General features: G+C 53.9%; 23 protein-coding genes and 2 tRNA genes. 8 read left to right on the top strand and 17 right to left on the bottom strand.

What is annotated here, in order from left to right; all coding sequences use genetic code 11:
* Positions 1–2: 2 nt before the first annotated feature.
* From ROA7450_RS07895 to ROA7450_RS07880, 4 genes are all read right to left on the bottom strand, one after another.
* A complete protein-coding gene (locus ROA7450_RS07895; RefSeq protein ID WP_085805164.1) occupies positions 3–1,145 on the bottom strand; it encodes an efflux RND transporter periplasmic adaptor subunit in 1,143 nt (380 codons plus the stop codon).
* Positions 1,146–1,310: 165 nt separating this feature from the next.
* On the bottom strand, positions 1,311–2,897 hold the full coding sequence (locus ROA7450_RS07890; protein ID WP_143534402.1) for a serine hydrolase: 1,587 nt from the start codon (positions 2,895–2,897) through the stop codon (positions 1,311–1,313).
* 3 nt (positions 2,898–2,900) lie between these two features.
* Positions 2,901–3,146 (bottom strand): hypothetical protein, encoded by a 246-nt coding sequence (locus ROA7450_RS07885; RefSeq protein ID WP_200812938.1) that lies wholly within the window; start codon positions 3,144–3,146, stop codon positions 2,901–2,903.
* 137 nt (positions 3,147–3,283) lie between these two features.
* The gene (locus ROA7450_RS07880; protein WP_085805162.1) at positions 3,284–4,588 is read right to left on the bottom strand and encodes an ATP-binding protein; all 1,305 of its coding nucleotides are present in this window, start codon (positions 4,586–4,588) and stop codon (positions 3,284–3,286) included.
* A 40-nt stretch (positions 4,589–4,628) separates the two neighbouring features.
* On the opposite strand from ROA7450_RS07880, the gene ROA7450_RS07875 reads away from it, so the two are divergent.
* The 4 genes from ROA7450_RS07875 to ROA7450_RS07860 all read left to right on the top strand — a co-directional run bounded on the left by ROA7450_RS07875 (position 4,629) and on the right by ROA7450_RS07860 (position 7,254).
* Positions 4,629–5,564 carry an MBL fold metallo-hydrolase gene (locus ROA7450_RS07875; protein ID WP_085805161.1) on the top strand — a complete coding sequence of 312 codons (936 nt, stop codon included), beginning with the start codon at positions 4,629–4,631 and terminating at the stop codon, positions 5,562–5,564.
* A 58-nt stretch (positions 5,565–5,622) separates the two neighbouring features.
* Positions 5,623–5,697, top strand: a tRNA-Asn gene (locus tag ROA7450_RS07870).
* Positions 5,698–5,957: 260 nt separating this feature from the next.
* The gene (locus ROA7450_RS07865) at positions 5,958–6,260 is read left to right on the top strand and encodes an SH3 domain-containing protein (protein ID WP_085805160.1); all 303 of its coding nucleotides are present in this window, start codon (positions 5,958–5,960) and stop codon (positions 6,258–6,260) included.
* Between the two features lie 160 nt (positions 6,261–6,420).
* Positions 6,421–7,254, top strand: a complete 834-nt coding sequence (locus tag ROA7450_RS07860; RefSeq protein WP_143534401.1) for a hypothetical protein — start codon at positions 6,421–6,423, stop codon at positions 7,252–7,254.
* 69 nt (positions 7,255–7,323) lie between these two features.
* Here ROA7450_RS07860 and ROA7450_RS07855 read toward each other — a convergent pair.
* From ROA7450_RS07855 to iscR, 11 genes are all read right to left on the bottom strand, one after another.
* Positions 7,324–7,400 (bottom strand) — tRNA-Arg (locus ROA7450_RS07855).
* A gap of 123 nt (positions 7,401–7,523) precedes the next feature.
* Positions 7,524–8,744 (bottom strand): cysteine desulfurase, encoded by a 1,221-nt coding sequence (locus ROA7450_RS07850; protein WP_085805158.1) that lies wholly within the window; start codon positions 8,742–8,744, stop codon positions 7,524–7,526.
* 1 nt (position 8,745) lies between these two features.
* Positions 8,746–9,318 carry a Yip1 family protein gene (locus ROA7450_RS07845; protein ID WP_159454022.1) on the bottom strand — a complete coding sequence of 191 codons (573 nt, stop codon included), beginning with the start codon at positions 9,316–9,318 and terminating at the stop codon, positions 8,746–8,748.
* Entirely contained in the window at positions 9,315–9,803 is a 489-nt protein-coding gene (locus ROA7450_RS07840) for a YIP1 family protein (RefSeq protein WP_085805156.1), read from the bottom strand. Before ROA7450_RS07840 ends, ROA7450_RS07845 begins: the two co-directional genes overlap by 4 nt.
* A complete protein-coding gene (sufD, locus tag ROA7450_RS07835; RefSeq protein ID WP_085805155.1) occupies positions 9,803–11,089 on the bottom strand; it encodes a Fe-S cluster assembly protein SufD in 1,287 nt (428 codons plus the stop codon). The genes ROA7450_RS07840 and sufD overlap by 1 nt, the downstream gene beginning before the upstream one ends.
* Positions 11,089–11,844, bottom strand: a complete 756-nt coding sequence (gene sufC / locus ROA7450_RS07830) for a Fe-S cluster assembly ATPase SufC (RefSeq protein ID WP_085805154.1) — start codon at positions 11,842–11,844, stop codon at positions 11,089–11,091. The genes sufD and sufC overlap by 1 nt, the downstream gene beginning before the upstream one ends.
* Before the next feature lie 134 nt (positions 11,845–11,978).
* Positions 11,979–12,458 (bottom strand): hypothetical protein, encoded by a 480-nt coding sequence (locus ROA7450_RS07825; RefSeq protein ID WP_085805153.1) that lies wholly within the window; start codon positions 12,456–12,458, stop codon positions 11,979–11,981.
* A gap of 178 nt (positions 12,459–12,636) precedes the next feature.
* Complete coding sequence (gene sufB, locus ROA7450_RS07820) at positions 12,637–14,160, bottom strand: Fe-S cluster assembly protein SufB (protein ID WP_085805350.1); 1,524 nt, start codon at positions 14,158–14,160, stop codon at positions 12,637–12,639.
* A gap of 22 nt (positions 14,161–14,182) precedes the next feature.
* The gene (locus ROA7450_RS07815) at positions 14,183–15,226 is read right to left on the bottom strand and encodes a cysteine desulfurase family protein (RefSeq protein ID WP_085805152.1); all 1,044 of its coding nucleotides are present in this window, start codon (positions 15,224–15,226) and stop codon (positions 14,183–14,185) included.
* Positions 15,223–15,669, bottom strand: a complete 447-nt coding sequence (locus ROA7450_RS07810; protein ID WP_143534400.1) for a hypothetical protein — start codon at positions 15,667–15,669, stop codon at positions 15,223–15,225. The genes ROA7450_RS07815 and ROA7450_RS07810 overlap by 4 nt, the downstream gene beginning before the upstream one ends.
* A complete protein-coding gene (gene iscR / locus ROA7450_RS07805; RefSeq protein ID WP_085805150.1) occupies positions 15,666–16,127 on the bottom strand; it encodes a Fe-S cluster assembly transcriptional regulator IscR in 462 nt (153 codons plus the stop codon). Before iscR ends, ROA7450_RS07810 begins: the two co-directional genes overlap by 4 nt.
* A 155-nt stretch (positions 16,128–16,282) precedes the next feature.
* Here iscR and ROA7450_RS07800 point away from each other — a divergent pair, with 155 nt between their 5' ends.
* The 4 genes from ROA7450_RS07800 to ROA7450_RS07785 all read left to right on the top strand — a co-directional run bounded on the left by ROA7450_RS07800 (position 16,283) and on the right by ROA7450_RS07785 (position 19,513).
* Positions 16,283–16,939, top strand: coding sequence for an alpha/beta hydrolase (locus tag ROA7450_RS07800; protein ID WP_085805149.1), 657 nt, complete (start codon positions 16,283–16,285; stop codon positions 16,937–16,939).
* A gap of 3 nt (positions 16,940–16,942) precedes the next feature.
* Positions 16,943–17,182 carry a hypothetical protein gene (locus tag ROA7450_RS07795; protein ID WP_085805148.1) on the top strand — a complete coding sequence of 80 codons (240 nt, stop codon included), beginning with the start codon at positions 16,943–16,945 and terminating at the stop codon, positions 17,180–17,182.
* 91 nt (positions 17,183–17,273) lie between these two features.
* Positions 17,274–18,254 (top strand): SDR family oxidoreductase, encoded by a 981-nt coding sequence (locus tag ROA7450_RS07790; RefSeq protein WP_085805147.1) that lies wholly within the window; start codon positions 17,274–17,276, stop codon positions 18,252–18,254.
* A gap of 152 nt (positions 18,255–18,406) precedes the next feature.
* The gene (locus tag ROA7450_RS07785; protein WP_085805146.1) at positions 18,407–19,513 is read left to right on the top strand and encodes a trimethylamine methyltransferase family protein; all 1,107 of its coding nucleotides are present in this window, start codon (positions 18,407–18,409) and stop codon (positions 19,511–19,513) included.
* Here the strand turns inward: ROA7450_RS07785 and mfd are convergent, their stop codons facing one another.
* A complete protein-coding gene (gene mfd, locus ROA7450_RS07780) occupies positions 19,514–22,978 on the bottom strand; it encodes a transcription-repair coupling factor (protein WP_085805145.1) in 3,465 nt (1,154 codons plus the stop codon).
* A gap of 41 nt (positions 22,979–23,019) precedes the next feature.
* The gene (locus ROA7450_RS07775) at positions 23,020–23,547 is read right to left on the bottom strand and encodes a component of SufBCD complex (RefSeq protein ID WP_085805144.1); all 528 of its coding nucleotides are present in this window, start codon (positions 23,545–23,547) and stop codon (positions 23,020–23,022) included.
* Positions 23,548–23,645: the final 98 nt, after the last annotated feature.

Raw genomic sequence — 23,645 nt, 5'->3', positions numbered from 1 at the left:
CCTTACCCCTCTTGCTGACCAGCAAGAATGGCATCGACTTCGACACCGGGACGTACACGTTGCAATCCTTCGACAATCACACTTTCCCCCGCCTGCAGCCCCTCTGAGACGATTACAGCAGTTTCAACCTGTTTGCCCAAGGTGACATAACGTTGTTCAACCATCTGCTGGGCATTGACGACAAGCACGAAGTCCCCCCTTTGGTCGCGTTGGACAGAGGCCTGCGGTATCAGCAAATGCTGCGTGGGTTGCAGTGCTTCGATCCGTACGGTTAGGAACGCACCATCTAGGATCAGGCGTTTTTCATTCGGGAATTCCGCCAAAAGCGAGATCGAACCCGTTGTCGGTGAAATTCGGTTGTCGAGAAAGACAATTTTCCCTGCCTCATCCAAGTCCGTACCAGTCGATAAGGTCAGGTACACATTTGGTGTGGTGTCAGAATGCGTCAGTTCACTCGGGCTTTTCTGCAAACGCTCCAAGACATCGCCGAGCTGCTTTTCCGTTAGAGAAAATCGCACGTAGATCGGCGCTTCCCTCACCAAAGAGACCAACGAAGGCGTCGTTGGCCCAACCAACTCACCGACACTTGCCTCCATCCGGCCAATCCGACCCGCAAATGGCGCTTTGACTTCAGTATAACTTAGTTCAAGTTCCGCTTGTTGAACCGCCGCCTGTGCCGCCTGCACTTCAGCCTCGGCACCTAATTCATTTGCCTTCGCAACATCACCCTCAGCTTCGGCGATTGACCCACGGCGCACCAGTTCAGTTTTGCGATCGAATTCAATCTGTGCCAATTCCAAATTGGCTTGCGCTTTGGCCAAATCTGCCTTGCGTGCTGACAAAGTCGCCGCATAACTGTCTGGCTCTATTCGAAAAAGAAGATCACCAGATTCTACTGTAGCACCATCTTCTGCGGCCACTTCTTCGACGAATCCATTCACCCGAGCCACAATCTCGACTTGGTCGATGGCTTCACCCTTACCAATGAATTGTGCCTCATCCACGATGTCTTGCGTATATGCAGCAGCGATCGAAACCTTCGGGGGTGCAGAAGCGTCCTGCGCAATTCCTTGCGACGATAATGCAGAAAAAACAATTGCAAAGACCGCAGACTGCGCCCACGTACCCGCCGTGAAATAAAACATTCTTAGGTGACCCCATTTGTAAAATCAGATTAGAAACGATTCTTACTTCACAGCGTAGTACGTCGATGGTCAGAACCAAACCGTTTTGATTATCTATTCTATACAATAGTATAGAATCTGATCTTAAACGTTCGTATTTGACGATGTTTGGCTTATTGATCGAACTTAGGAAACGCCGTACTCGTCAGCCAAATAGTCAGTAATCTGCCGAATTTCAGATAAGCTCAAGACACGTTCAAAGGTCAATATCTCTCGAATTTTACCAGAGAGATTTCTATATTCGTCGTTTCGGCCAGATCCAAAAATCCCCAAACTATCTGCTTCGGTAATCGTCATTGCAATGACACACCGCTCAAACGGCAAGAGCGCATCGGTTTCGACTGCATTTTTGTAAATCGTGACGCCCGGAGCTTTGGACCACCAGCCATTCGTGCCCTTGTCTGTTGTTAGCCGCTCTACATTCTGAACCGTTCCGCCCCAAATATCCATCCAGGCCTCCCACACGGTTGCCCCTATCTGACTGACCTCTCGATCCCAAACGAAGAACAGCGTTCGCATGCCAGGAACATCCGCCCGCAGATAAGGGCCAACTGAATCTGTAGCACTGCCAAAATCAAAAGCCGCACCCAACGCATCCGAAACTAACAACGGCGCTGGATTGCTCCCTTCTTTCCAGAACTGCACCCCATTGCCAGGTAATATGTTTTGTGGCGTGACACCGGATCCCGCTGGAATCCCCGCACAATAATTGATGATCGCGCGCGCATCGCTTTCCCGCGTATGGGACTGAAGAACCGCAACCGCAATTTTCCTACCATCTGGCAAATCGGCGACCGCATGCACGACTTTGCCCACCAAACCCGGCAAGGCACCTCCCTTGGCGCCATAAACATCCACATCTGACGCCATGCCGATCAAATGGTTAATCGTGTTGCTGCCTTGGTTCGGTCCTGCCGTAATCGTATAACTGTGGCTCCCCACCCCCCAAATTGCATCCATACCAGAGGTCAAATGGCTATACCTCGCCCATTGGGCAACTGCATGCGCTGTCGCAACGTGATCGCTACCACCTGCCCCTCCGAGCATTTCTCCTTCAAAGTCATAAACACCAGATACGCTTTCCATATGAAACCCGTTGATACCATCTTCCATCAATGCGTCCGTAAAGTCTGCGATAAAGGCTTCAATAGCCACATGCGGCGGAGCCGTTGGATCGGATAAAACCTCGCGCCCCAACACCCGCGCAATACAGCGTACTGCAGCATTGGCACTTTCAAGCATCGAAATATACATCAGATCCTGAAGTGACATTGTATCACCGACTGCCAGCGATGGTGTCGTTTCAGGACCCTCGAAATCACCGGCCTCCATCGTAATGCTGTCTGTCAGATTTACGCCATACCCTCCCATGATCCTAAGAGCGTGTGCAATCACCGGACTTTTGGTTACACTTGCAGGTGTCGTGGCATAAGATGGATTTTTCCAATACAGAACTTCGCGAGTTGAGACATCGATGGCGCAGGCCGCTAATCCAGCGATTGACGGTGCACCCACCGGTTCTGAATATCCGGTATCCCGCACATCCTTGACCGTTGTAATTATATTGCTGCCATCAACCGACACTGCAGTATCGGCCCTGATCCAAGACGACAATCCTGACAACGAAGACGGATCAATCACGGGCTCAGTTTCATCAGAAGTTTTCACAAAAGGCGAGACCATCGCATGGGTAAAGGGTGAGCAAATTTTCATGTCTCACCCCGCCAAGAAACTAAACTCGGCGCCTCCTGCAGGGGTCAACCGTATTGTGCTGTTGCTGACGTCAATCTTATGCACACCATCTTTGGAAAAAACCTGGTCAGTGATCCAGATGTTGCCCACCTGATCTGCCAGAACCTCCAAGGTGACATTCCCGGCATTGGCGCGCACGATCAGCGTTCCTAGCTTTGTGTAATAGGCATAGGGTCCCAAAACTTGTTGTGAATTTGTCAACTGTGTCATGTCTATCTTATTGCCTCTCGCAATTGTCTATCCCGGCAACACATGCTGCCCGACATCAGTTCGAAAGATTTACAGATTTTGTTAATGCGAATTTAGCACATCGTGACGGTGCCTACGGACTTCCGCAGGGAATAATCTTATCGCGCAATGATAATGTCTGCTCTCAGACCACCCAAAGCGTCGCTCTCACCTAACCTGAGCGTACCGCCATGGGCATGGGCAATATCTGCTGCAATCGCCAATCCCAGCCCGACACCGCTCCCTAAGTCTTGATTTCGCGCGACATCCAGACGGGCAAATGGCTTCATTGCCTGTTCTCGCGAATCCGCGGGGATGCCCGGTCCATCATCCTCGACTCTGATCCGCAACATTCGCTCGGTCAGTTTCATCGACACTTCTGCATGGTTTCCATAACGTACGGCATTTCCAATCAAGTTGCTCACAGCTCGGCGTATGGCATTCTTACGCAACATGACCTGCCCCTCACCTGCATGCGAAACAAACTTGACCTTATCTCCAGCGCGCGCGCTGTCTTCAACAATCTCGCTCAAAAACTCTGTAGGGTCCACGGCTTCCGGCACTCCCTCCTGCGCCCCTCGTGCAAAAGCCAGAAATTCTTCAATCAACCGCTCCATCTCGAGCACGTCACGTTGAAGCAATTCGCTATCTTCGGCCTCCAACATCGACAGCCCAAGCTTCAGGCGCGTTATCGGAGTACGTAAGTCATGGCTCACCCCAGACAACATCATTGTTCGTTGCTCAATCTGTCGCTCGATCCGGGCCCGCATGTTCAGGAAAGCATTGCCTGCAGCTCGGACCTCGATCGCGCCCGCTGCACGATATGGCACATTATGCCCTCGACCAAAGGCTTCAGCCGCACGCGACAGTCGCGTGATCGGTCTGAGCTGATTTCGGAGATAGAAATATGACACAATGGTCACCAAGATGCTAAACACCAGCATGTTCACCAGCAACTGATGCGGATTAGAAGGCGACACCCTGCGCCGATCAAAACTCAGTTCAAAGGCTTCACCATCGCGCACAAAATAAAGTTTAACCACGTAATCATCTGGCAACGAGATCGCTGCCACATCAGGCAGCAATCGATTGAATTCGCGTGTCACAACAATTGCTGTGACGTCATACCACCGGCGAAAATCCTGCTTTGGCACGTCGTTTTCGGGAATTTGTTCAACCGTTATTTCAAGCACACGCGCCATGTCAGACGTTGCGGCCTCATCCACTGTCATACCGCTTTGCGCCATAACTTGGACTTCACGGCTGACCGCCTGCGTCATTTGCCGCGTCACACCTTCGAAATGACGCTGAATAAATATCACCGATACAACCAGTAACAGGGTGACAACCGGCAAAAGCAGAATCAAAATAGCCCTGCCATAAAGACTGCGCGGCATATAAGGTTTGAGCCATCTAAACGTCATACAGAATCCTAACCGCACAGCGAGACAAGAAAAAGGGATCATGAGCGACAAAACTGAAATTGCAAACCTGCATCCCGGACAGGTGCAAGATTTATCCCCTACGATCCGCAGGATTCTTGCGCCTAACCCGTCACCGATGACTTACACCGGGACAAACACCTATATTTTGGGAACAACCGATCTGGCCGTGATTGACCCCGGACCGCATGACCAAGTGCATTTGGACACTATCTTAAAGACTGTGCAACTTGGCCAAAAAATCACCCATATCCTCGTGTCTCACTCGCATTTGGATCACTCGCCGCTGGCGGCAAAACTATCTGAGTTAACCGGCGCAAAAATCTATGCATATGGCCCTTCTGGCACCGGGCGCAGTCAAATTATGCAGCATTTGATCGAGCGCGGCTTCCCAATTTCTGGCGAAGGCATCGATCCAGTTTTCGCCCCCGATATCTGCCTTTCCGATGGGGAGAGTATAGCCGCGCAGGGTTGGAAAATCACAGCGCACTGGACGCCTGGACATCTGGGTAATCACCTCTGTTTTGAATACGGATCCGCGCTTTTCACCGGAGATCTGGTGATGGGTTGGGCCAGTTCTTTGGTCTCTCCGCCTGACGGGGACCTGACGGACTTTATGTCGTCCTGTCGCAAGCTTGAAACACTCAATAGCACCATCTACTATCCCGGCCATGGCGATCCGATTTCTGAGCCTTCTAAGCGCCTTTCATGGCTGATTTCTCATCGCAACTCGCGCGAACGGGAAATTTTGCAGGCGCTCAAGATTGGTCCTGCCTCGCCTCCAGATCTTGCCCAAAAGATATACACCGATACGCCCGACCGACTTATACCTGCAGCCACGCGAAATGTCCTTGCTCACCTCATTGATCTATATATGAGAAAACAAGTCCAACCGCTTTCAGACCTCAGCCCTGACACGAAATTTCAACTGAATTTCGGCACCAAATCTAAAAAATAAAAAATTGTCACAATCCCTCTGGACGCGACCAAAACCTGTTGCTATATGCCCCACATGTTCCGGCGTAGCTCAGCGGTAGAGCAGTTGACTGTTAATCAATTGGTCGTAGGTTCGATCCCTACCGCCGGAGCCAAAAACATCTGATTTCAGATCGTTTTTGGATACCAAAATCCCAGAAAATAGACTTAAAATTTTGTACAACTTGTACAATTCGTACGCGGGTTTTGTGCAAAACGCGACAGAGTGGATTTTGCGGAGAACTGGGATCGAAGAAGCCGATGTCGCACCCGGCGGTGGATATCGGGGTTGGTCAGGGTTATTCAACCACCAACCTGTTCCATTCTTAGACATCAAACGATACTGTTTTGGTGAACAAGCAATCCGGAGCATTCGATGCGCATATTCCCCCTCGTCCCCCTCGTCGCGCTGTTTCTTGGCGTTGCTTTCAGCCCCGATCCGGCACTGGCATCTTCGCTTGGAAAGCACGAGGTTTATGGTGTCGCTGAAGATGATATGCTGAAACTTCGCGCGGGTCCGGGTACGGGGTATAGTGTAATCGTCGGACTTCCGAATGGCACAGTTTTGCGTGTCCACAGCTGCGAAAGAACCGGTGCAACGCGCTGGTGCAAAGTCTCGCTAGACCGTGCGCGCGGGCTGAAAGGATATGTGTCCTGGGCCTATCTGCGTAAAATCTAACCCCGAAGGGAAAGGTGCCATGCTTTGGAACGTGTTCCGGAGATTGACCAGAGTACTTCAAGTCACGGTGGCGGGGATGTCATACGCCCTGCCTGCATCCGCACAAGAGGTTGACTGCAGCACTTTGGATCAGCTCACCTGCATCGGGTCAACCCAGTGTATGCTTACCGCAAAATCTGAATGCATTGCCCCATGGGACAGGTGTCAGATTGGCTTTGCACAGGCCATTCTGAATACCAGCGGCACCCAAATTGACCGCTTGCAAAGTCAAAAAACCGTCGCTCAATGCCACTCGCAAACCGGCTGCGCCTACGTTCCCGCTGGCGAATGTTTTTGCCCACCGGATGTCCTGTGTGTGTGCGGCGGCGGCGAGCCTCCAAATTGCCTTCCGTCTACCGAAACTCAATTTTCCCCTCCCATCGGAGAGTATATTGTTGTTGATGCGCGCGTGGCCAGTGATGTGGCCAGCACGCTGGATGGCAAAGATTTAAGTGACATCATTGGGACGTCTTTTGTGTTTGCGCGGGACGGTATCAGCACAGCAGATCTTGAATGTGATGAGTGGGCCATTCGCGAAACGGATTCTCCTGAAAATATGGATGATCCGCTGTTGGCCGATGTCATGATCGGCCCGATTGACGGCGATCAATCAGATGGTGACAAACGTCTTTTACGAAGTTGGGGCTATGCCTGCGAAGGTGAAGAATTCATCGATCTGCTGCAGGTCGATGACCGCGTTGCCGTAGTGCCTTGGGTGAACAGCTCGCTTACTCTGATCCTTGAACGTCAACTGACCCGCGCTCAAGTCGAGCACATCCAAGCGGTACTCAAAGATGTAAAATTTCTGGATCAAACCCCCAGCCGAATTTTAGATGAAGCCACGCTTGAGGCGATCTCTTTTTGGGCGGAATACAGAAATGAAGCGAAAGCAACGTATCGATTCAAGCGCACCGCCATTACAAAGAACCTGTTCGATGGTTTGGGTGTGTTTTAACCTCTGGAATGGCATCTTGTTCGAAAAGGGTCGCCTGTCCGATGTTTAAAGTAGATTTCTGGGGGAGTATGGCGCACCTGAGAGGATTCGAACCTCTGGCCTCTGCCTTCGGAGGGCAGCGCTCTATCCAGCTGAGCTACAGGTGCGTGCGTGATGGGGTATAGTCACCCATCACACAACCCGCAATACGTAATCGTGGATCAAGGGAGTTTTCGCTTGGGGCGCGTCGCATTCTGGTAAGGCGCTGGCCGTTCCCTTGCCCGTAACCGTCAAGCGAAGAGATCATGCGCCAGTTCAAGCGCCTCGATCAACTTGTCCACCTCATCTGTGGTGTTGTACATCGCGAAGGAGGCCCGGCAGGTGGCAGTGACGCCAAGATGGTCCATCAGCGGTCCGGCGCAGTGGTGGCCGGCGCGCACAGCCACACCCTTTTTGTCGAGAATGGTCGAGATGTCATGAGCATGCGCGGCCCCGTCCATGGTGAAGGAGAAGATTGCCGCCTTATCAGGCGTCTGCCCTTGCACGTTCAACCAGTTTAGCCCTGTCAGGCGTTGTTGTGCATATTGGCTCAGGCTGTCTTCGTGGGCGGCGATGGCCTCCATCCCGACATCCATCATATATTCCAGCGCCACGCCCAACCCGATGGTTTGCACAATACCCGGCGTGCCCGCCTCGAACTTCATCGGCGGATCGTTATAGGTGACAGCTTCTTTGCTGACCTCGCGGATCATATCGCCGCCGCCCATGAAGGGGCGCATTTCGGCCAGACGGTCTTTGTGTACAAAGATCGCGCCGGATCCCGAAGGGCCATAAAGCTTGTGGCCTGTGATGGCGTAGAAATCGCAGCCGATCTCATCAAGATTGACTGGCATATGCACGGTGGCCTGTGATCCGTCCACCAGCACTGGAACCCCCTGCTCATGTGCGGCATCGCAGATAGTTTTGACGTCAACCTTAGTTCCCAGAACGTTTGAGAGATGCGAGATGGCGACCAGCTTGGTTTTGGGGCCAATGGCATCAATCACCTTTTGCACGTCAAGCGATCCGTCAGCCTCGGTGTCCACCCATTTCAGCACGACCCCCTGGCGTTCGCGCAGGAAATGCCATGGCACGATATTGGCGTGGTGCTCCATCACCGACAGGATAATCTCATCCCCCGCCTGCAGGCGGGGCATCGCCCAGCCGTAGGCAACCATGTTGATGCCTTCGGTGGTGCCGGAGTTCAGAATGATCTGATTTTCATCTGCTACGCCCAGAAAGCGGGCGATGATGGCCCGGACGGCCTCGTACTTTTCCGTGGCGATGTTGGACAGTGTGTGCAGCCCGCGATGTACATTTGCGTATTCATGGCTGTAGGCCAGATTGATCGCATCGATCACCGCTTTTGGTTTTTGCGCCGACGCCCCGTTGTCGAGATAAACCAAAGGCTTGCCGTTCACTTCGCGCGACAAAATGGGAAAGTCTTCTCTGATCTTTGCCACATCCAGCATGTTATGCCACCCCTGCAGTAGATGCGCCCAATGCGCCGAATAAGATAGACAGCCCAATGACCATCCCCAGCATTGCTCCGATTAAGACGCCCAGTCCTTTGAACGGGTTCGAAAACCGATGTGCCTTGTTGATGAAAACCACCAAAATGACAATCCCCCATACAGTCGCGACCAGCATGGCGAGGCCTCCCAACGCCGGTATGAAAAACACTGCCACCGTACCCAAGACCTGCGCCAAAAGCCGTAATACTTGTACCCATGCCACCAGCACGAGGATATCCTTCAACGCCGCCTGCCCCTGCAGCATTTGCCCCAACCAGAACAACAGATAGACCATGGCGACCAACGACAATACAGACGCAAAACCAAACAAGAGCGGTGACAGGAATAATGTAGGGACAACTGCCCCATCCGGGATGGGTGATAAATACATGCTGAGCCCATGCACCAGCGCATTCATCACCCCCATCAGGATCAAAACCATCCACAACGCATCAGCGCGGAAATCGGTTGCGAGAAGTTTCTCGGCTGCCTTTCCCGGGCTAAACAAAGTTTCTCGAAGCAGTTCCATCATTTTCTGTCGCCCCATCCTGCTTCTCGCATGTTTGCGATCCAGAACCACAGGAACAATATAAACCAGACAAAGCCGACGAGGCTTAACCCCGGGCCAGGTCCAATGAAGCCGGCCACCAATCCGTGTAGCAAGATCAATGGGCTGGCCGCCAGAAAAGCCCAGAAAAGCGCAATCCGCGCCGCGTATGCGCTGTTCTTACCCCCGATGAGACGAAGCACCCAGTGACTAACGAGCGCTAAGGCATAAAAGAACAGCGGAGCGATAAAAATCCATCCCAGCAACGCCCCGCCCAAAAGCGGGTTAAGTTCCTGCTCAGTCAGATGGGCTTCACGTGTTAAACGTGGCCACTGCGCAACAAAGACGATCATACAGGCTGAAATAAGAAAGACCAACGCCCGATCTTCCCTCTGCCCCGCTTGCAACAATCGCTGCATCACCCGCCGGGGGCTCCGGTAGGTGGCCACGATATCTCGTGTGGCTGACATCAGCCGCGCCGCCGCTCCAGCCAGCCGGTCAGGCGGGCAACGATGTCTTCGCGCAGGATCTCGTCTTCGACCTCTTCCACAGCCTCGGCCAGAAACGCCAGCGTCAGCAAATCTGTTGCGATCGGGCGTGGAATGCCGCGGGCCCTCAGATAAAACAGCCCGTCTTCATTAATTGCACCGCTGGTTGACCCGTGCGAGCAAACCACATCATCGGCGTAAATCTCAAGTTCGGGCTTGGCCAGAAACTGGCTATCCTCATCAAGCAGCAATGACTGGCTGATCTGATAGCCATCAGTTTTCTGCGCGCCTTCCTTGACCAAAATCTTACCCTGGAACACGCCTGTGGCCCCATTGCGCAGCACCTTTTTGAACACCTGACGGCTTTCGCAGCGTTCTGCGTCATGCGTGATGAACACCGTGTCATCATGGTGGAAATCACCATCACCCACGGCTGCACCTGCCACATGGGCAATCGCATCATCGCCGGTTAGCTCGATCACGCATTCGTTGCGTGTCAACACGCCGTTGGCTGTCAGAGTGAACGACTTGAAGCTGCTTTTTTCGCCCAAGCGAGCAAAGATATGTGTTACTGCGCGTCGCTCGTGATCTCGACCTTGTTTGCGAATATGGTGGAATGATGCGCCGTCGGCAACTTCGACCTCCATCACCTTGTTGAACCGTGCAGCCGCCGGGCCGTTTTCCAAAACAGTCAGATCCGCGCCCTTATCCAGCTTGATAACATGGTGAAGAATCGCATCGGAAGAAGTTGATTTATGGTAATAAATCAAGTTGATCGGTTTGCTGACTTCGCCAGTTGCGTGGATCAAGATCCCATCGCAGGCCAGCGCAGTGTTCAACGCGGCCAAGGGACGTTCCACCGGCGTTTGCCCGCGCTCTTCCAAGACACCGTAGATCTCTTTGGCCCAATGAATGTCGCTTTGATCCGCAGCGCAGAGGCGGTCAATTTTGACCCCTTCCAGTGCCAGATTATCACTGGCCTCGACATCGAACACGCCATCAACGAATACAATTTTAAGCCTGTCGACATCGGCATAGTGTTCGCTTTCGTCCCCATCAAAAAACGCTGCTTCGGGCGCGTCAGTCTGGGTCAGAGTATCCGGGCGGGTGTATTTCCAATATTCGTCTCGGCGATCCGGTAGGCCCATTTCACGGACACGGGCCAGTGCCGCATCACGCGCGTTACGCGACCAGGCACCGCATTCTGGCAGGCTCACGCCGTCCAGCCGCGAGGCGGTTGTATCAAACTTTTTCTGCGTCTGTGCCATCAGGCTACCTCCGCCAGAATGTCAGCGTAACCGTTGTTTTCAACTTCCAGAGCCAACTCTGGGCCGCCGGTTTTGACAATACGACCGTTGGCCATGATGTGGACAACATCCGGTTTGATGTGATCCAGAAGGCGTTGATAGTGTGTGATCACCAAGAACCCGCGCCCCTCGTCGCGCAGCGCGTTCACACCTTCGGCCACCAGTTTCATCGCATCCACGTCAAGGCCCGAGTCGGTCTCATCGAGAATGCACATCTTGGGTTCCAGCATCGCCATCTGCAGGATCTCGTTGCGCTTCTTCTCACCGCCAGAAAAGCCAACATTTACAGGGCGCTTCAGCATATCAGCGTCAATCTTCAACGTTTTGGCCTTGGCGCGGACTTCTTTGAGAAAATCTGCGGCTGACAGTTCTTCTTCGCCACGCGCCTTGCGCTGTGCGTTTACTGCAGTACGCAGGAAGGTCATGTTGCCGACACCGGGAATTTCGACAGGGTATTGGAACGCCAGAAACAAGCCCGCTGCGGCACGCTCTTCTGGCTCCATCTCCAGAATGTCTTCGCCACCCAATGTGGCAGAGCCGCCTGTCACTTCATAGCCGTCCTTGCCAGACAGAACGTAAGACAGGGTCGACTTGCCAGAGCCATTTGGCCCCATAATCGCATGCACCTTGCCGGCCTCAACCTTCAGGTCTACGCCTTTCAGGATGGTCTTGTCTTCTTCTTCAAGATCAACGTGCAGGTTATTGACTTCCAACATATTTCGTCCTCGCTTCGTTCGTCATCACGCGGTGCGCGCGTGCAATATTCGGTTATGGCCTGACAGCATTCCATCAAGGCCGGTTATCTTTGAATTTCTGGAGATGGGCGCCGCACGTCCAAGATTTGGCAACTTCAGCCCAGCTCGATCACCTGGCCAAACACAAACAGGCTTGATGGCTCGGTTTGCTGTTGCAAGGATTTGACCCAATCGGGTCCGTAGACCTGTTCGAACAGATCGGGATATTCCCAGACAAAATTGTGCAGTGTAAAGACCGCGGCGAGCAAGCCAAAAGAACTGGCCGTTGCGCATTCCTTTTGCTTGGATTTCAGAATCGCGGACATCGTCAGAATAATCGCGGCTGCAAACACCAGACTGGCGATGTCGACCTTCCCCGGCTCGGGCAGGCCCACCATGTGATACATCACGTAGCGCGACAAAAACGCGGTGAAGTAACCCAGAGCGAAGGCGGCTAAAATCGATAGCGGAAAGGCCAGCCTTTCGAACACCACGCCTTTCTTGCGGGTTTTCTTGCGCGCCTCTGCTTGTGCCTTGCCCTTGTCGCTTAATCGCGCAACGCGATCCTGAAAGGCTTGTTTTTGCTCTTCGTTCATTTGTGTCCGCATTCAGCTCGGTTGTTTGCAGCCAACGGTTAACCAGAGAACGCGACCATGGCAACCAACTCGCAATCACAGGCTGTTGAACAGGAAATCCAATTCCTGCGCGGCTTTTAAAGCCCCGAGACCAATTTGGTTCAGACCTATATATGATGACAGGCGCGCGCATCAGTTCTCAGCCTACCGAGCCCTCGAGCGAAATCGCAACCAGTTGCTGCGCTTCCATGGCGAACTCCATAGGCAGCGCCTGCAAAACATCCTTGCAGAACCCGTTGACCACCAGTGCCACAGCCTCTTCTTCGTCCATACCACGCTGGCGGCAATAGAATAGCTGATCATCATCCACCTTGGATGTTGTCGCCTCGTGCTCAACCCGCGATGAATTGTTCTTTACCTCGATGTAAGGCACCGTATGCGCCCCGCATTCTGAGCCGATCAACAAGCTGTCGCATTGAGTATAGTTACGACTGTCTTTGGCCTTTGGGTGCATGCTGACAAGACCACGGTAGGTGTTCTGCGCCTTGCCCGCCGAGATGCCCTTGGAGACTATCCGCGATTTGGTGTTTTTACCCAGATGGATCATCTTGGTGCCTGTATCGGCCTGCTGCATGTTGTTGGTGATGGCGATCGAGTAGAATTCGCCTTGGCTGTCGTTGCCACGCAGAATGCAAGATGGGTACTTCCATGTCACCGCCGAGCCGGTTTCGACCTGCGTCCACATCACTTTGGAGCGATCTCCTCGGCAATCGGCACGTTTGGTCACAAAGTTATAGATCCCGCCCTTGCCGTTCTCATCTCCGGGATACCAGTTCTGAACGGTGGAGTACTTCACCTCGGCGTCTTCTTCGATCACGATCTCAACCACGGCAGCGTGCAACTGACTGGTATCGCGTTGCGGTGCGGTGCAGCCCTCAAGATAGCTGACATAGCTGCCCTTGTCGGCGATGATCAGCGTGCGCTCGAACTGGCCAGTGTTTTCAGCATTGATGCGGAAATAAGTACTCAGCTCCATCGGGCATCGTACACCCGGCGGGACATAAACAAATGATCCATCCGAGAACACGGCACTGTTCAACGTTGCATAGAAATTGTCACTGACCGGCACGACCGAGCCAAGATATTTCTTGACCAGTTCGGGATGCTCACGGATCGCCTCGGAAATCGAGCAAAAGATCACTCCAGCTTTTTTCAATTCGGCCTGGAAGGTTGTGCCGACTGAGACCGAGTCAAAAACCGCATCCACCGCGACTTTGCGGCCCTCGGCAGGCATATCTTCGGCGCCTTCGACACCAGCGAGGATCATCTGTTCCTTGAGAGGGATGCCCAGTTTTTCGTATGTTGCCAACAGCTTGGGATCGACCTCGTCCAGCGACTTGGGTTTGACTTCCATGCTCTTGGGACGCGCATAGTAATACTGATCCTGAAAATCAATCTCAGGATAATCGACCATCGCCCAATCTGGCTCTTCCAACTTCTGCCAACGAGCATAAGCTTCAAGCCGCCACTCGGTCATCCAATCGGGTTCTTCGTTCTTTTCAGAAATCAGTTTAACAATATCGGTGGTCAGGCCCTTGGGCGCATATTCCATCTCGATATCGGTTTCCCAGCCATATTTATAAGCGCCACCGACTTCGCGTACGGCATCGACCGTTTCCTGATCGACACCCTCTTTGACCTGAACTTCATCCAGCGCCGCCATGGCCTTCTCCTTCATTTCGTCATCATGCCGCACGGGCACGGAATTTCGCATGCGCTTTGCCCCAACTTTCGGCAAACCGCAAAATATCGTCTTCTGTCGTCGTCGGCCCCAAGGAGACCCGAACGGCACAAGATGCCGCCGCTGCGTCGTAACCCATGGCCAACAAAACATTGCTGGCTTTGACCTTGCCGCTGGAACAGGCCGAGCCTGCTGAAATGGCAAAACCGGCCAGATCCATGGCCATCACTTGCGTCTCTCCTTTCCATCCCGGAGAGATAAAACAACTGGTATTTGGCAGACGTCGCGCAGATTTCCCGACAAAAATAGTCTCTTTCGCGGATTCCTCAATAGCTAATTCTAGAATGTTTCTAAGTTTCTCAACATTCGCCCAAACGCCATCTGCTAAATCCTGCGCTGCTGCCTCTGCCGCGGCCCCAAATCCTGCAATTCCGACAACATTTTCGGTACCAGAGCGGCGGCCCATTTCCTGACCACCGCCTTTGATCTGCGCCGCCAGATCCGTGCCACGCTTGATCACAAGGGCACCAATGCCTTTTGGGCCACCCAGCTTGTGGGCTGAAATCAGTGCCATCTGACAGCCCGCCCAATTGAACGCCAAAGGAACTTTCCCAAAGGCCTGCGTCATATCGCTGACGGCTAATCCCTCGGGTAACGTTTGAGTGATGCCTGTTTCAGAATTCGCTAATTGCAATGCCGACCTATCTGGCACAACGACAGACACCGCACCGTCTGCATCTACGTTCAACGCATTTTCAACCCAAGCCCGCACGGCATCATGCTCGACATCCGCCCCCAGCAGGCCCCGCCCTGCACAAGCCAGCGCCGCCGCCTCGGTGGCCCCTGAGGTAAAGATGACATCCGCACCTTCGGCGCCAAAAGCCGCTGTCACCTGCCCGCGCGCGCGTTCGATCAACCCTTTGGCGGCTCGACCTTCGGCATGCACGCTGGACGGATTTCCAACGACGTCCATCGCCGCAACCATTGCTGCCTTGGCGTCCTCCCGCAGTGGGACAGTCGCGTTATAGTCGAGGTACGTGCGCTTCATTTCAACATCCCTTCAACCTCAGCTTTTTCCAGCATTCGGGACAGTAACTTATCAGCGATATCGAAGCGCAGATTATAATCTTGCCCACGGTCAAACGTCTTAGGCAGAGGATCCCCTAAGAATGTCAGGACACCCGCAACAACAGCGCCTGACAGAGGCACAACCTCAGGATCATCGCCCATGATTTTATTAATTAACCGCCCAAAAAAGTTTTGAGAACGCTCGCGATATTGCCTTACATACCCCACCCGCCTCGCAAGATAGAGCAAGCAATGATCTGCACTCATGTAATGCTTGTCAGCCATCGTGGCAAACTTATGCGCCATAGAAATGACAGGGCTAGAACTCCTAATCGCATGCGGCACCGAACGCCCCAATGATTCATGATCATTGGGTTTATCTGCTATCTCTATTTTTGGTCTTTCTGGAAAGGAGTCCTTCATTCGTCATCAACAATCGCAAACAATGACGGCACGGCCGGGCAAGGGGCCAGCTCGTTTTTCACCACATCACTCAACCGGGTTTGATGCAAGAACACATAGACATGCGCACTCAAGCCTTCCCACAGCCGGTTGGTAACCGACTGCGCCTTTGACCCACTGGCCGCGCCCGATGCGCCTGCCCCCTTGTGGAGCGCATCCACAGTTTCATCCACGGCCGCTAGAATATCGCAAACACGAATATCGGACGCAGGCCGCGCCAGACGATATCCACCGCCGGGGCCGCGCACAGATTCGACCAGTTCCGCCCGACGCAGTTTCACGAACAGCTGCTCCAGATAGGGCAAAGAGATGTCCTGCCGTTTGGAGATATCCCCGAGGTTCACCAGATCATCGCCATTCTGGAGTGCGATATCGGTCAGTGCAACCATGGCATATCGGCCTTTTGTGCTCAGTTTCATACGTCTCTCCCTCGCGAACTGATTGACCTTGCTGGACGCAGGGCTTATCTCGCTTACATGCAGTCTGGCAATTGCCGGAATTTAGAACAGTTCTAAGGTGGTTGACGGATTTCGTCAAGAATGTGCAATCACCCATTCATATGACAGGGAGCCATATGCCCGAGGTTATTTTTCCCGGCCCTGAAGGCCGCCTAGAAGGCCGCTACCACCCTCAACGCGAACGTGACGCACCGATTGCGATCATCCTGCACCCGCACCCCCAATTCGGCGGCACGATGAACAACAAGGTCGTGTATAACCTGCACTACGCCTTCCACAACATGGGCTTTACCGTGCTGCGGTTCAACTTCCGTGGCGTAGGTCGTTCGCAAGGCGAATACGATCAGGGCGTGGGCGAATTGTCTGATGCGGCGTCGGCGCTGGATTACTTGCAGTCAATGAACGCCAATTCGAAACACTGCTGGGTCGCAGGCTTTTCGTTCGGCGCTTGGATTGGCATGCAATTGTTGATGCGCCGTCCGGAAATCACTGGTTTCATCTCAGTCTCGCCACCAGCCAATATGTATGACTTCAGCTTCTTGGCGCCCTGCCCGTCCTCCGGCCTGATTATCAACGGTACTGCCGACCGCGTGGCACCGCCTGCGGATACGCACACGTTGGTGAACAAATTGCACGAACAGCAAGGCATCACCATCACGCATGAAGAGTTGGAAGGTTCTGACCACTTCTTCAAACAGCCCGAGCATATGGATCACATGATTGGCTCCGTTTCGACCTATGTGAAGCGTCGCCTGACGGAAAATACGAGGTAAACAATGGGCGTCACCGAAGATCTGGCTGATGACCTGGCCCTGCAGGTCATCAAATACATCGATGCCTCTGACGATGAAAATGTCATTGCGGAAATCGTCAAGATCCTCGGGGCAACCTCGCAAACCGCCGAAGAGGCGTTTTTGACCTCTATGCGTGTGCGCCGCGCCAATATTGCTGCGCGCGCGCACTTGCTAAAAAAAGTGAAAAAGCTCAAATCGAGCCGCCTGCCGCCGCCGGATTAATCAGGCGATCTGACGCTTAAACCCTTTCTCGTTTCCGTTTTCTCCGCATATTGCGCAAACATCTCTGTTTGCCTCAGCCTAGGAATGTCTCATGTCCAAACCCGTTGTCCTCATCACTTCCGCCACCGGCCGTATTGGCCGCGAACTTGTCGCGCGCCTTGCTGCGGGGGATCAGTTCACCGTGCGCGCTTGCTATTTCAGCGACAGCAAGATTGAACATTTGAAAGCACTGGGCGCAGATGAAGTGGTAAAGTTTGATCTTTCCTCACCCGATACTTGGGGTCCGGCACTCGATGGCGTCTCAGCGATCTATTCAGCCTCGCTTGATCCAATGCTCGATGGGCACCTGAACTTCTGTAAAGAACTTGGCAAGCGCACAGATCAGATTAAACATGTTGTGCGCGTCAGCTGCATGGGGGCGGATACCAACACCGCCTCTTATGATGCAGATACACATGCCTCGCGCGATGGCGCCGCAATCCCACTGATGCTGCAGCACTATTGGTGGGGGGAAAAGGCACTGATCGATGCAGGTCTGAACGTCACTGCATTGCGCAACAATTTCTTCATGAACCACCTGCTGAAAACTGATTGCGACAGCATCGCCAATGAAGGCTGGTTTTCGAACCCGTTGGGCAACATGCGCAACTCGTTCGTTGCCACGCGCGATATTGCAGAGGCGGCGGCGGTTGTTTTGTCTGAAGGCCCTGAACGCCACGGCAACAAGTTTTATGACATCACCGGCCCTGCTCCGCAGTCGATGGCTGAAATTGCTACCGATCTTGGTCGTGCCATGGACAAAGCGATTGAATATCGCGCGCAAAACATGGTCGATTTCGAAAACGATTTTGGGGCGACCCGTGCTGAGTTCTTTGAATATCTGACCAACGGGTTCTACACCCGCTGCAGCCCGGACTTTTACAACATCACCGGACACAAGCCGACATCTTACTATGATTACCTGACCACCAAGGGCGCCAGCGGTGAAACTGGCCTTGAAGAGCTGTGGCAGGGCAATCTTTGGAAAAAGGGCGAAGACGCAATGAAAGACGCGGCAAAAGCCACCAACTAATCATTGAAACCCCGGCCTAAGCGCCGGGGTTTTTCTTTGCCTACAGATGGCTGATTTTGATCATAAAACGCCGCAAATTCATTTTCCAAAACAGCCCTGCACTTGCATAGTGATCCGAGAGACAAACATTTCTGGTCCAAGGTTCTTCGGTCATGCAGCCCTTCCTTCCTGTCTACGCACCCCTGTCAGATCAACAGATCAAACACATCGAAGACATGGCAGATCAGGTGTTGGCCGAGGTGGGCGTCATCCTGCAGGATGATCCGATCAGCCATGAGGCGATGGCCGCAGTCGGTGCGCGGATCGAGAGTGATAAGGTCTTTACCAAGGGAGATGATCTGCGCGCCCTGATCGCACAGGCCCCGCGACAGTTCACCTGGTATGGTCAGAGTCCTGAATGCGATGTCGTGATCGGGGAAAAGCCGCTTTACGCGCCTACCTACGGCCCGCCGGTTGTTGAGACACATGACGAAAATCGCCATCAGGCTACGATGGCGGATTACGAGGCGCTAGTATTGCTTTGTGACCGGTCTGAGTTGTTAGGCACCACAGGATCTCTCCTGACCATCCCGCACGACGTGCCGGAAGAGGCCCGCCCAATCGCTATGGCACGCGCACATCTTGAACACTCGAAGAAACCCATGTGTGGCTCGATTATATCTGAGCAAGCCCTGCGCGATGTGGCACATGAGGTCGGTACCGATCCGTCGAAATGCCACCTGATGCACATGATCAACACTACCCCACCGCTGGTGATCCAACCCAATCCACTGCGTTGCCTGCGAGCGGCGGTCGAATTGGGCCAGGGCAATATGGTCGCCTCTTACATGATGATGGGGGCCACAGCGCCGGTAAGCATTATGGGGGCCTTGGCACAGGGGCTCGCTGAGATCATGGTCGGCCTTGCCCTGACCCAGATTTATCGCCCCGGCGCACCGGTGGTGGGTGGGCTGTTTGCCACACCGTTCGAGATGCAGCAGATGGGCCCGATGTTTGGTAGCCCGCAATCGCAACTGGTGCAAATCGCCGGGGCGCAGCTTGTGCGCCGGCTTGGGGTGCCCTGTCGCGGCGATGGCATGCTCAGTTCCTCCAAGCTCAATGACGCACAGGCGGGATACGAGGGCGCGATCACCCTCGCCGCCTCGCAGCTGTGTCAGGCTGATTTCATCCTGCACAGCATTGGCTGGTCTGAATTTGGGCGATCTTACAACTTCGACAAATGCCTCGCGGATGAGGCACTGATCCTCAGTAGTATCTGATTATCCCGCCTTGGCTTTAGCGCGCTTTTTCTCGGCCACGGCTTTTTCTGCAAGATCTCGCCCGATAGCAAAGGCACCTTTGATCTTGTCACTATCTTTGCGCCAATCACGCCGCACGATGATCTTGTTGTCTTTGACCTTGGCCAGACCATTTTGATCCTTGATGAACTCAACCAACCCAGTGGGCGAGGCAAACTTGTCATTGTGGAACTGGATGGTTGCGCCTTTTGGACCACCGTCCATCTTGGCGATTCCGGCCTTTTTGCACATCGCCTTTATCCGCACGACCAACAACAAAGTATTCACTTCTTTCGGAAGCTTACCAAAACGGTCGATCAGTTCTGCGGCGAAGCCTTCCAGTTCTACCTTGCTCTGCAGGCTGCTGAGACGGCGATACAATCCCAGACGCACATCCAGATCGGGCACGTAAGCTTCGGGGATCAGAACGGGCACGCCCAGATTGATCTGCGGTGCCCATTGGTCATCGGCATCCGACAACCCTTCCAGCTCGCCTGCCTTGATCTTGGCAATCGCCTCTTCCAGCATCGACTGGTACAGTTCATAACCCACATCACGCATCTGGCCAGATTGTTCCTCGCCCAACAGGTTCCCCGCTCCTCGAATATCCAGATCCTGCGCAGCAAGGGTAAATCCTGCCCCCAGCGTGTCGAGCGATCCCAATACTCGCAGACGCTTTTCTGCTGCCGTAGTCAGACGCAAGCGCGGCTTGGTGGTCAGGTAAGCGTAAGCACGCGTTTTGCTGCGCCCCACCCGGCCCCGGATCTGATAAAGCTGAGCCAGACCGAACATGTCGGCACGGTGGATCACCATGGTGTTCGCCGTCGGAATATCCAAACCGGATTCCACAATCGTGGTGGCTACCAGCACGTCATACTTCCCGTCGTAAAACGCGTTCATACGATCATCCAACTCCCCTGCTGCCATCTGCCCATGCGCAACCACATAGGTCACTTCTGGCATTTGATCTTTGAGGAAAGCCTCGACCTCGGGCAGGTCGGAAATCCGCGGCACCACATAGAAGCTCTGCCCGCCGCGATAGTGTTCGCGCAGCAGCGCCTCGCGAATGGTGACGCTGTCAAACTCGCTGACATAGGTGCGGATCGACAAGCGATCCACCGGCGGTGTGCCAATGATGCTGAGGTCACGCACCCCAGAAAGGCTTAGCTGTAATGTGCGAGGGATCGGTGTCGCGGTCAGCGTCAGAACGTGCACATCGCTGCGCAACTGCTTGAGCCGCTCTTTGTGGCCCACCCCAAACCGTTGCTCTTCATCGATGATCAGCAGGCCAAGGTTTTGGAAACGAATATTCTTGGCCAAAAGCGCGTGGGTCCCCACGACAATATCGACCTGTCCTTTGGCCATGGCCTCGCGGGTCTTGCTGGCCTCACCCGCGCTGACAAAGCGCGACAAAGGCCTGACATTGACCGGAAAGCCACGGAAGCGTTCGGCAAAGCTTTGATAATGCTGACGTGCCAGCAGCGTTGTCGGCGCAATCACCGCCACCTGCATGCCCTGCATCGCCGCGACAAAGGCCGCGCGCATCGCGACCTCGGTCTTGCCAAAACCCACATCGCCGCAGATCAGACGATCCATCGGAGTGCCCGCCTCCAGATCACCCAGCACATCCTCAATGGCGCGCAGTTGGTCGTCAGTTTCCTGATATGGGAAGCGCGCAGAGAACTCTTCCCAAGCATGGTGCTCAGGCTCCAGCACGGGGGCTTTGCGCAGCGCCCGCTCGGCGGCAATGCGAATTAGACGATCCGCCATTTCGCGAATGCGCTCTTTCAGCTTTGCTTTTTTCGCCTGCCACGCACCGCCGCCCAGCCGATCCAACAGCCCTTCGTCATGACCATAACGGCTGAGCAGTTCGATGTTCTCGACCGGTAGATACAGCTTGGCCTTTTCCGCATATTCCAACAGCAGGCATTCATGCGCCGCCCCCGCCGCGGTGACCACCTCAAGCCCCAGATAGCGCCCGACGCCGTGATCAACATGCACCACAAGATCACCCGCGCTCAGGCTTTGGGTTTCGGTCAGGAAGTTTTCAGCCCGCTTGCGCCGTTTCGGGGCGCGGATCAGGCGATCACCCAGAATGTCCTGCTCGGCAATCACCGTGAGACCCGGCGCTTCAAATCCGTGCTCAATTGGCCAAACCGCCAGATGAAGGCCGGTTTTTCCTATTCGCGTGGCATCAGTGACCGTTACAGCGCCGATCAGACCTTCGTCTTCGAGCAGGCCCTCCATCCGTTCCCGCGCGCCTTCGGAATAGCAAGCCACCAGCACCGGGCCTTGGGCGAGTTTTGCCTCAACATGATCTTTCAGTGCGCTGAAAAGGCTTATGCTTTCCTGCTGTCGTTCCGGCGCGAAGTTGCGCCCGATCCGCCCACCCGAATCCACCACGCCCGGCCCGGTTGATTGCGGAAGTGGTGCCAATTGCAGACGGCGATGCCCATCGGTGGTTTCTGCCCATGCTGCGTCGTTCAGATACAGCAGGTTGGCTTGCACGGGTTTATAAACTGTATCTTCGCGCTTCTTTTGCTGCAGCGCGTGCATGCGGTTGTCATACTGGTCTTCGATACTGTCCCAGCGGCTCAATCGTGCTGCTGTCGCTTGATCATCCAACACAATCGATGCGTCCGGCAGGTAGTCGAACAGCGTTTCCAGTTTTTCGTGGAAGAATGGCAACCAATGCTCAACGCCAGCATGCTTGCGGCCTGCGCTCACCGCCTCATAAAGCGGATCATCCGTGCCTGCGGCCCCAAACTCAATGCGGTAGTTTTGGCGGAAACGCGTAATCGCCGCCTCATCCAATATTACCTCAGACACCGGGGCCAGCTCGATCCGGTCCAGTTTTTGCGTGGTCCGTTGCGATACCGGATCAAACCGGCGCACGCCGTCGAGCACATCGCCGAACAAATCCAGACGAATGGGACCACTTTCGCCGGGCGGATAGATATCGATGATGCCGCCACGAATAGCATAATCCCCCGGCTCCATCACCGTGGGTGCCTGCACAAAGCCCATACGCACCAAATAACCTCGCAAGGCCGCTTCATCGATCTGATAATCGACTGTGGCGCTGAACACTGCTTCTTTCAGCACCTCTCGCGCCGGAATACGCTGCATCGCTGCGTTCAATGTGGTCAGCAAGATAAACTGACCGGGCATGCCATGCACCAGACCCGCCAGTGTGGCCATGCGCGCAGCACTTATATCCGCATTGGGCGACACACGATCATAAGGCAGACAATCCCACCCTGGAAACTGCACCACGGGCATATCCGGCGCAAAGAACCGCAATGCGCCCGCCATCGCAGCCATACGTTTATCGTCGCGCGCAATGTGCAGCACCGGTTTTTGCCGGTTTTCAAGCTCATTTAGAAGCAACTTTGCATCAAAACCTTCTGGTGCACCCCCAAGGGTGACCTGCTTTTGCTCACTCATGCTGTTACGCCCTTATTTGAATGCAGCCACCAAGATTTGCGTCACCCGATAATGCTGTGTGACAAATTCTGCCACATCCCCCACATGGCCGTGACAAAGATCGCGATGACCCCCAACAATTGTGTGATCTGGCGGTGGCCCTGCAAACGTTTAATCAACTCATCCCCACGCAATTCATTGTCGCGAATGATGAAAGCTGTGCGCATAGTCAATAGACCGACAAGGCTCATTGGAAAAGCCAGTAGAAACAGAGCTTGCGACAATTCATTTAAATAAACAAACCCCGCAAGGCACAGAAATGTAAGAATAAAGAAAACAAATCCAACGAGGAAAATACCTGATTCCTCAATGATATAGATGATCCTGTTTACATTCGCCCGAACTACGTCTTCGAAATCAGCAACGTTCTGTTCAGTGGTTTTTCTTTTTGCACGCATAGCCATATCCCATGGCACGCCTAGCACCCAATGGCTGGTCGTTGACCATAACACAGCAAGTGAGATCCAGAACCAAAGGTTGCTGAAACTGCGCATGTCAATCAGCTCGAAAACGCGACTGTACCAATCCACTTTTAAGTCCCCAACACTGTGTCCAACATTCTTAGCGCTGACGCATCGGGATTCCCACCCTTGAGATGTGTGAAAATCCATGTAACTGAAGGGCATTC

Origin of the sequence: Roseovarius albus (assembly GCF_900172335.1) — a bacterium.
Classification (GTDB): domain Bacteria; phylum Pseudomonadota; class Alphaproteobacteria; order Rhodobacterales; family Rhodobacteraceae; genus Roseovarius; species Roseovarius albus.
This window is presented reverse-complemented; position numbering and strand designations above follow the sequence as displayed.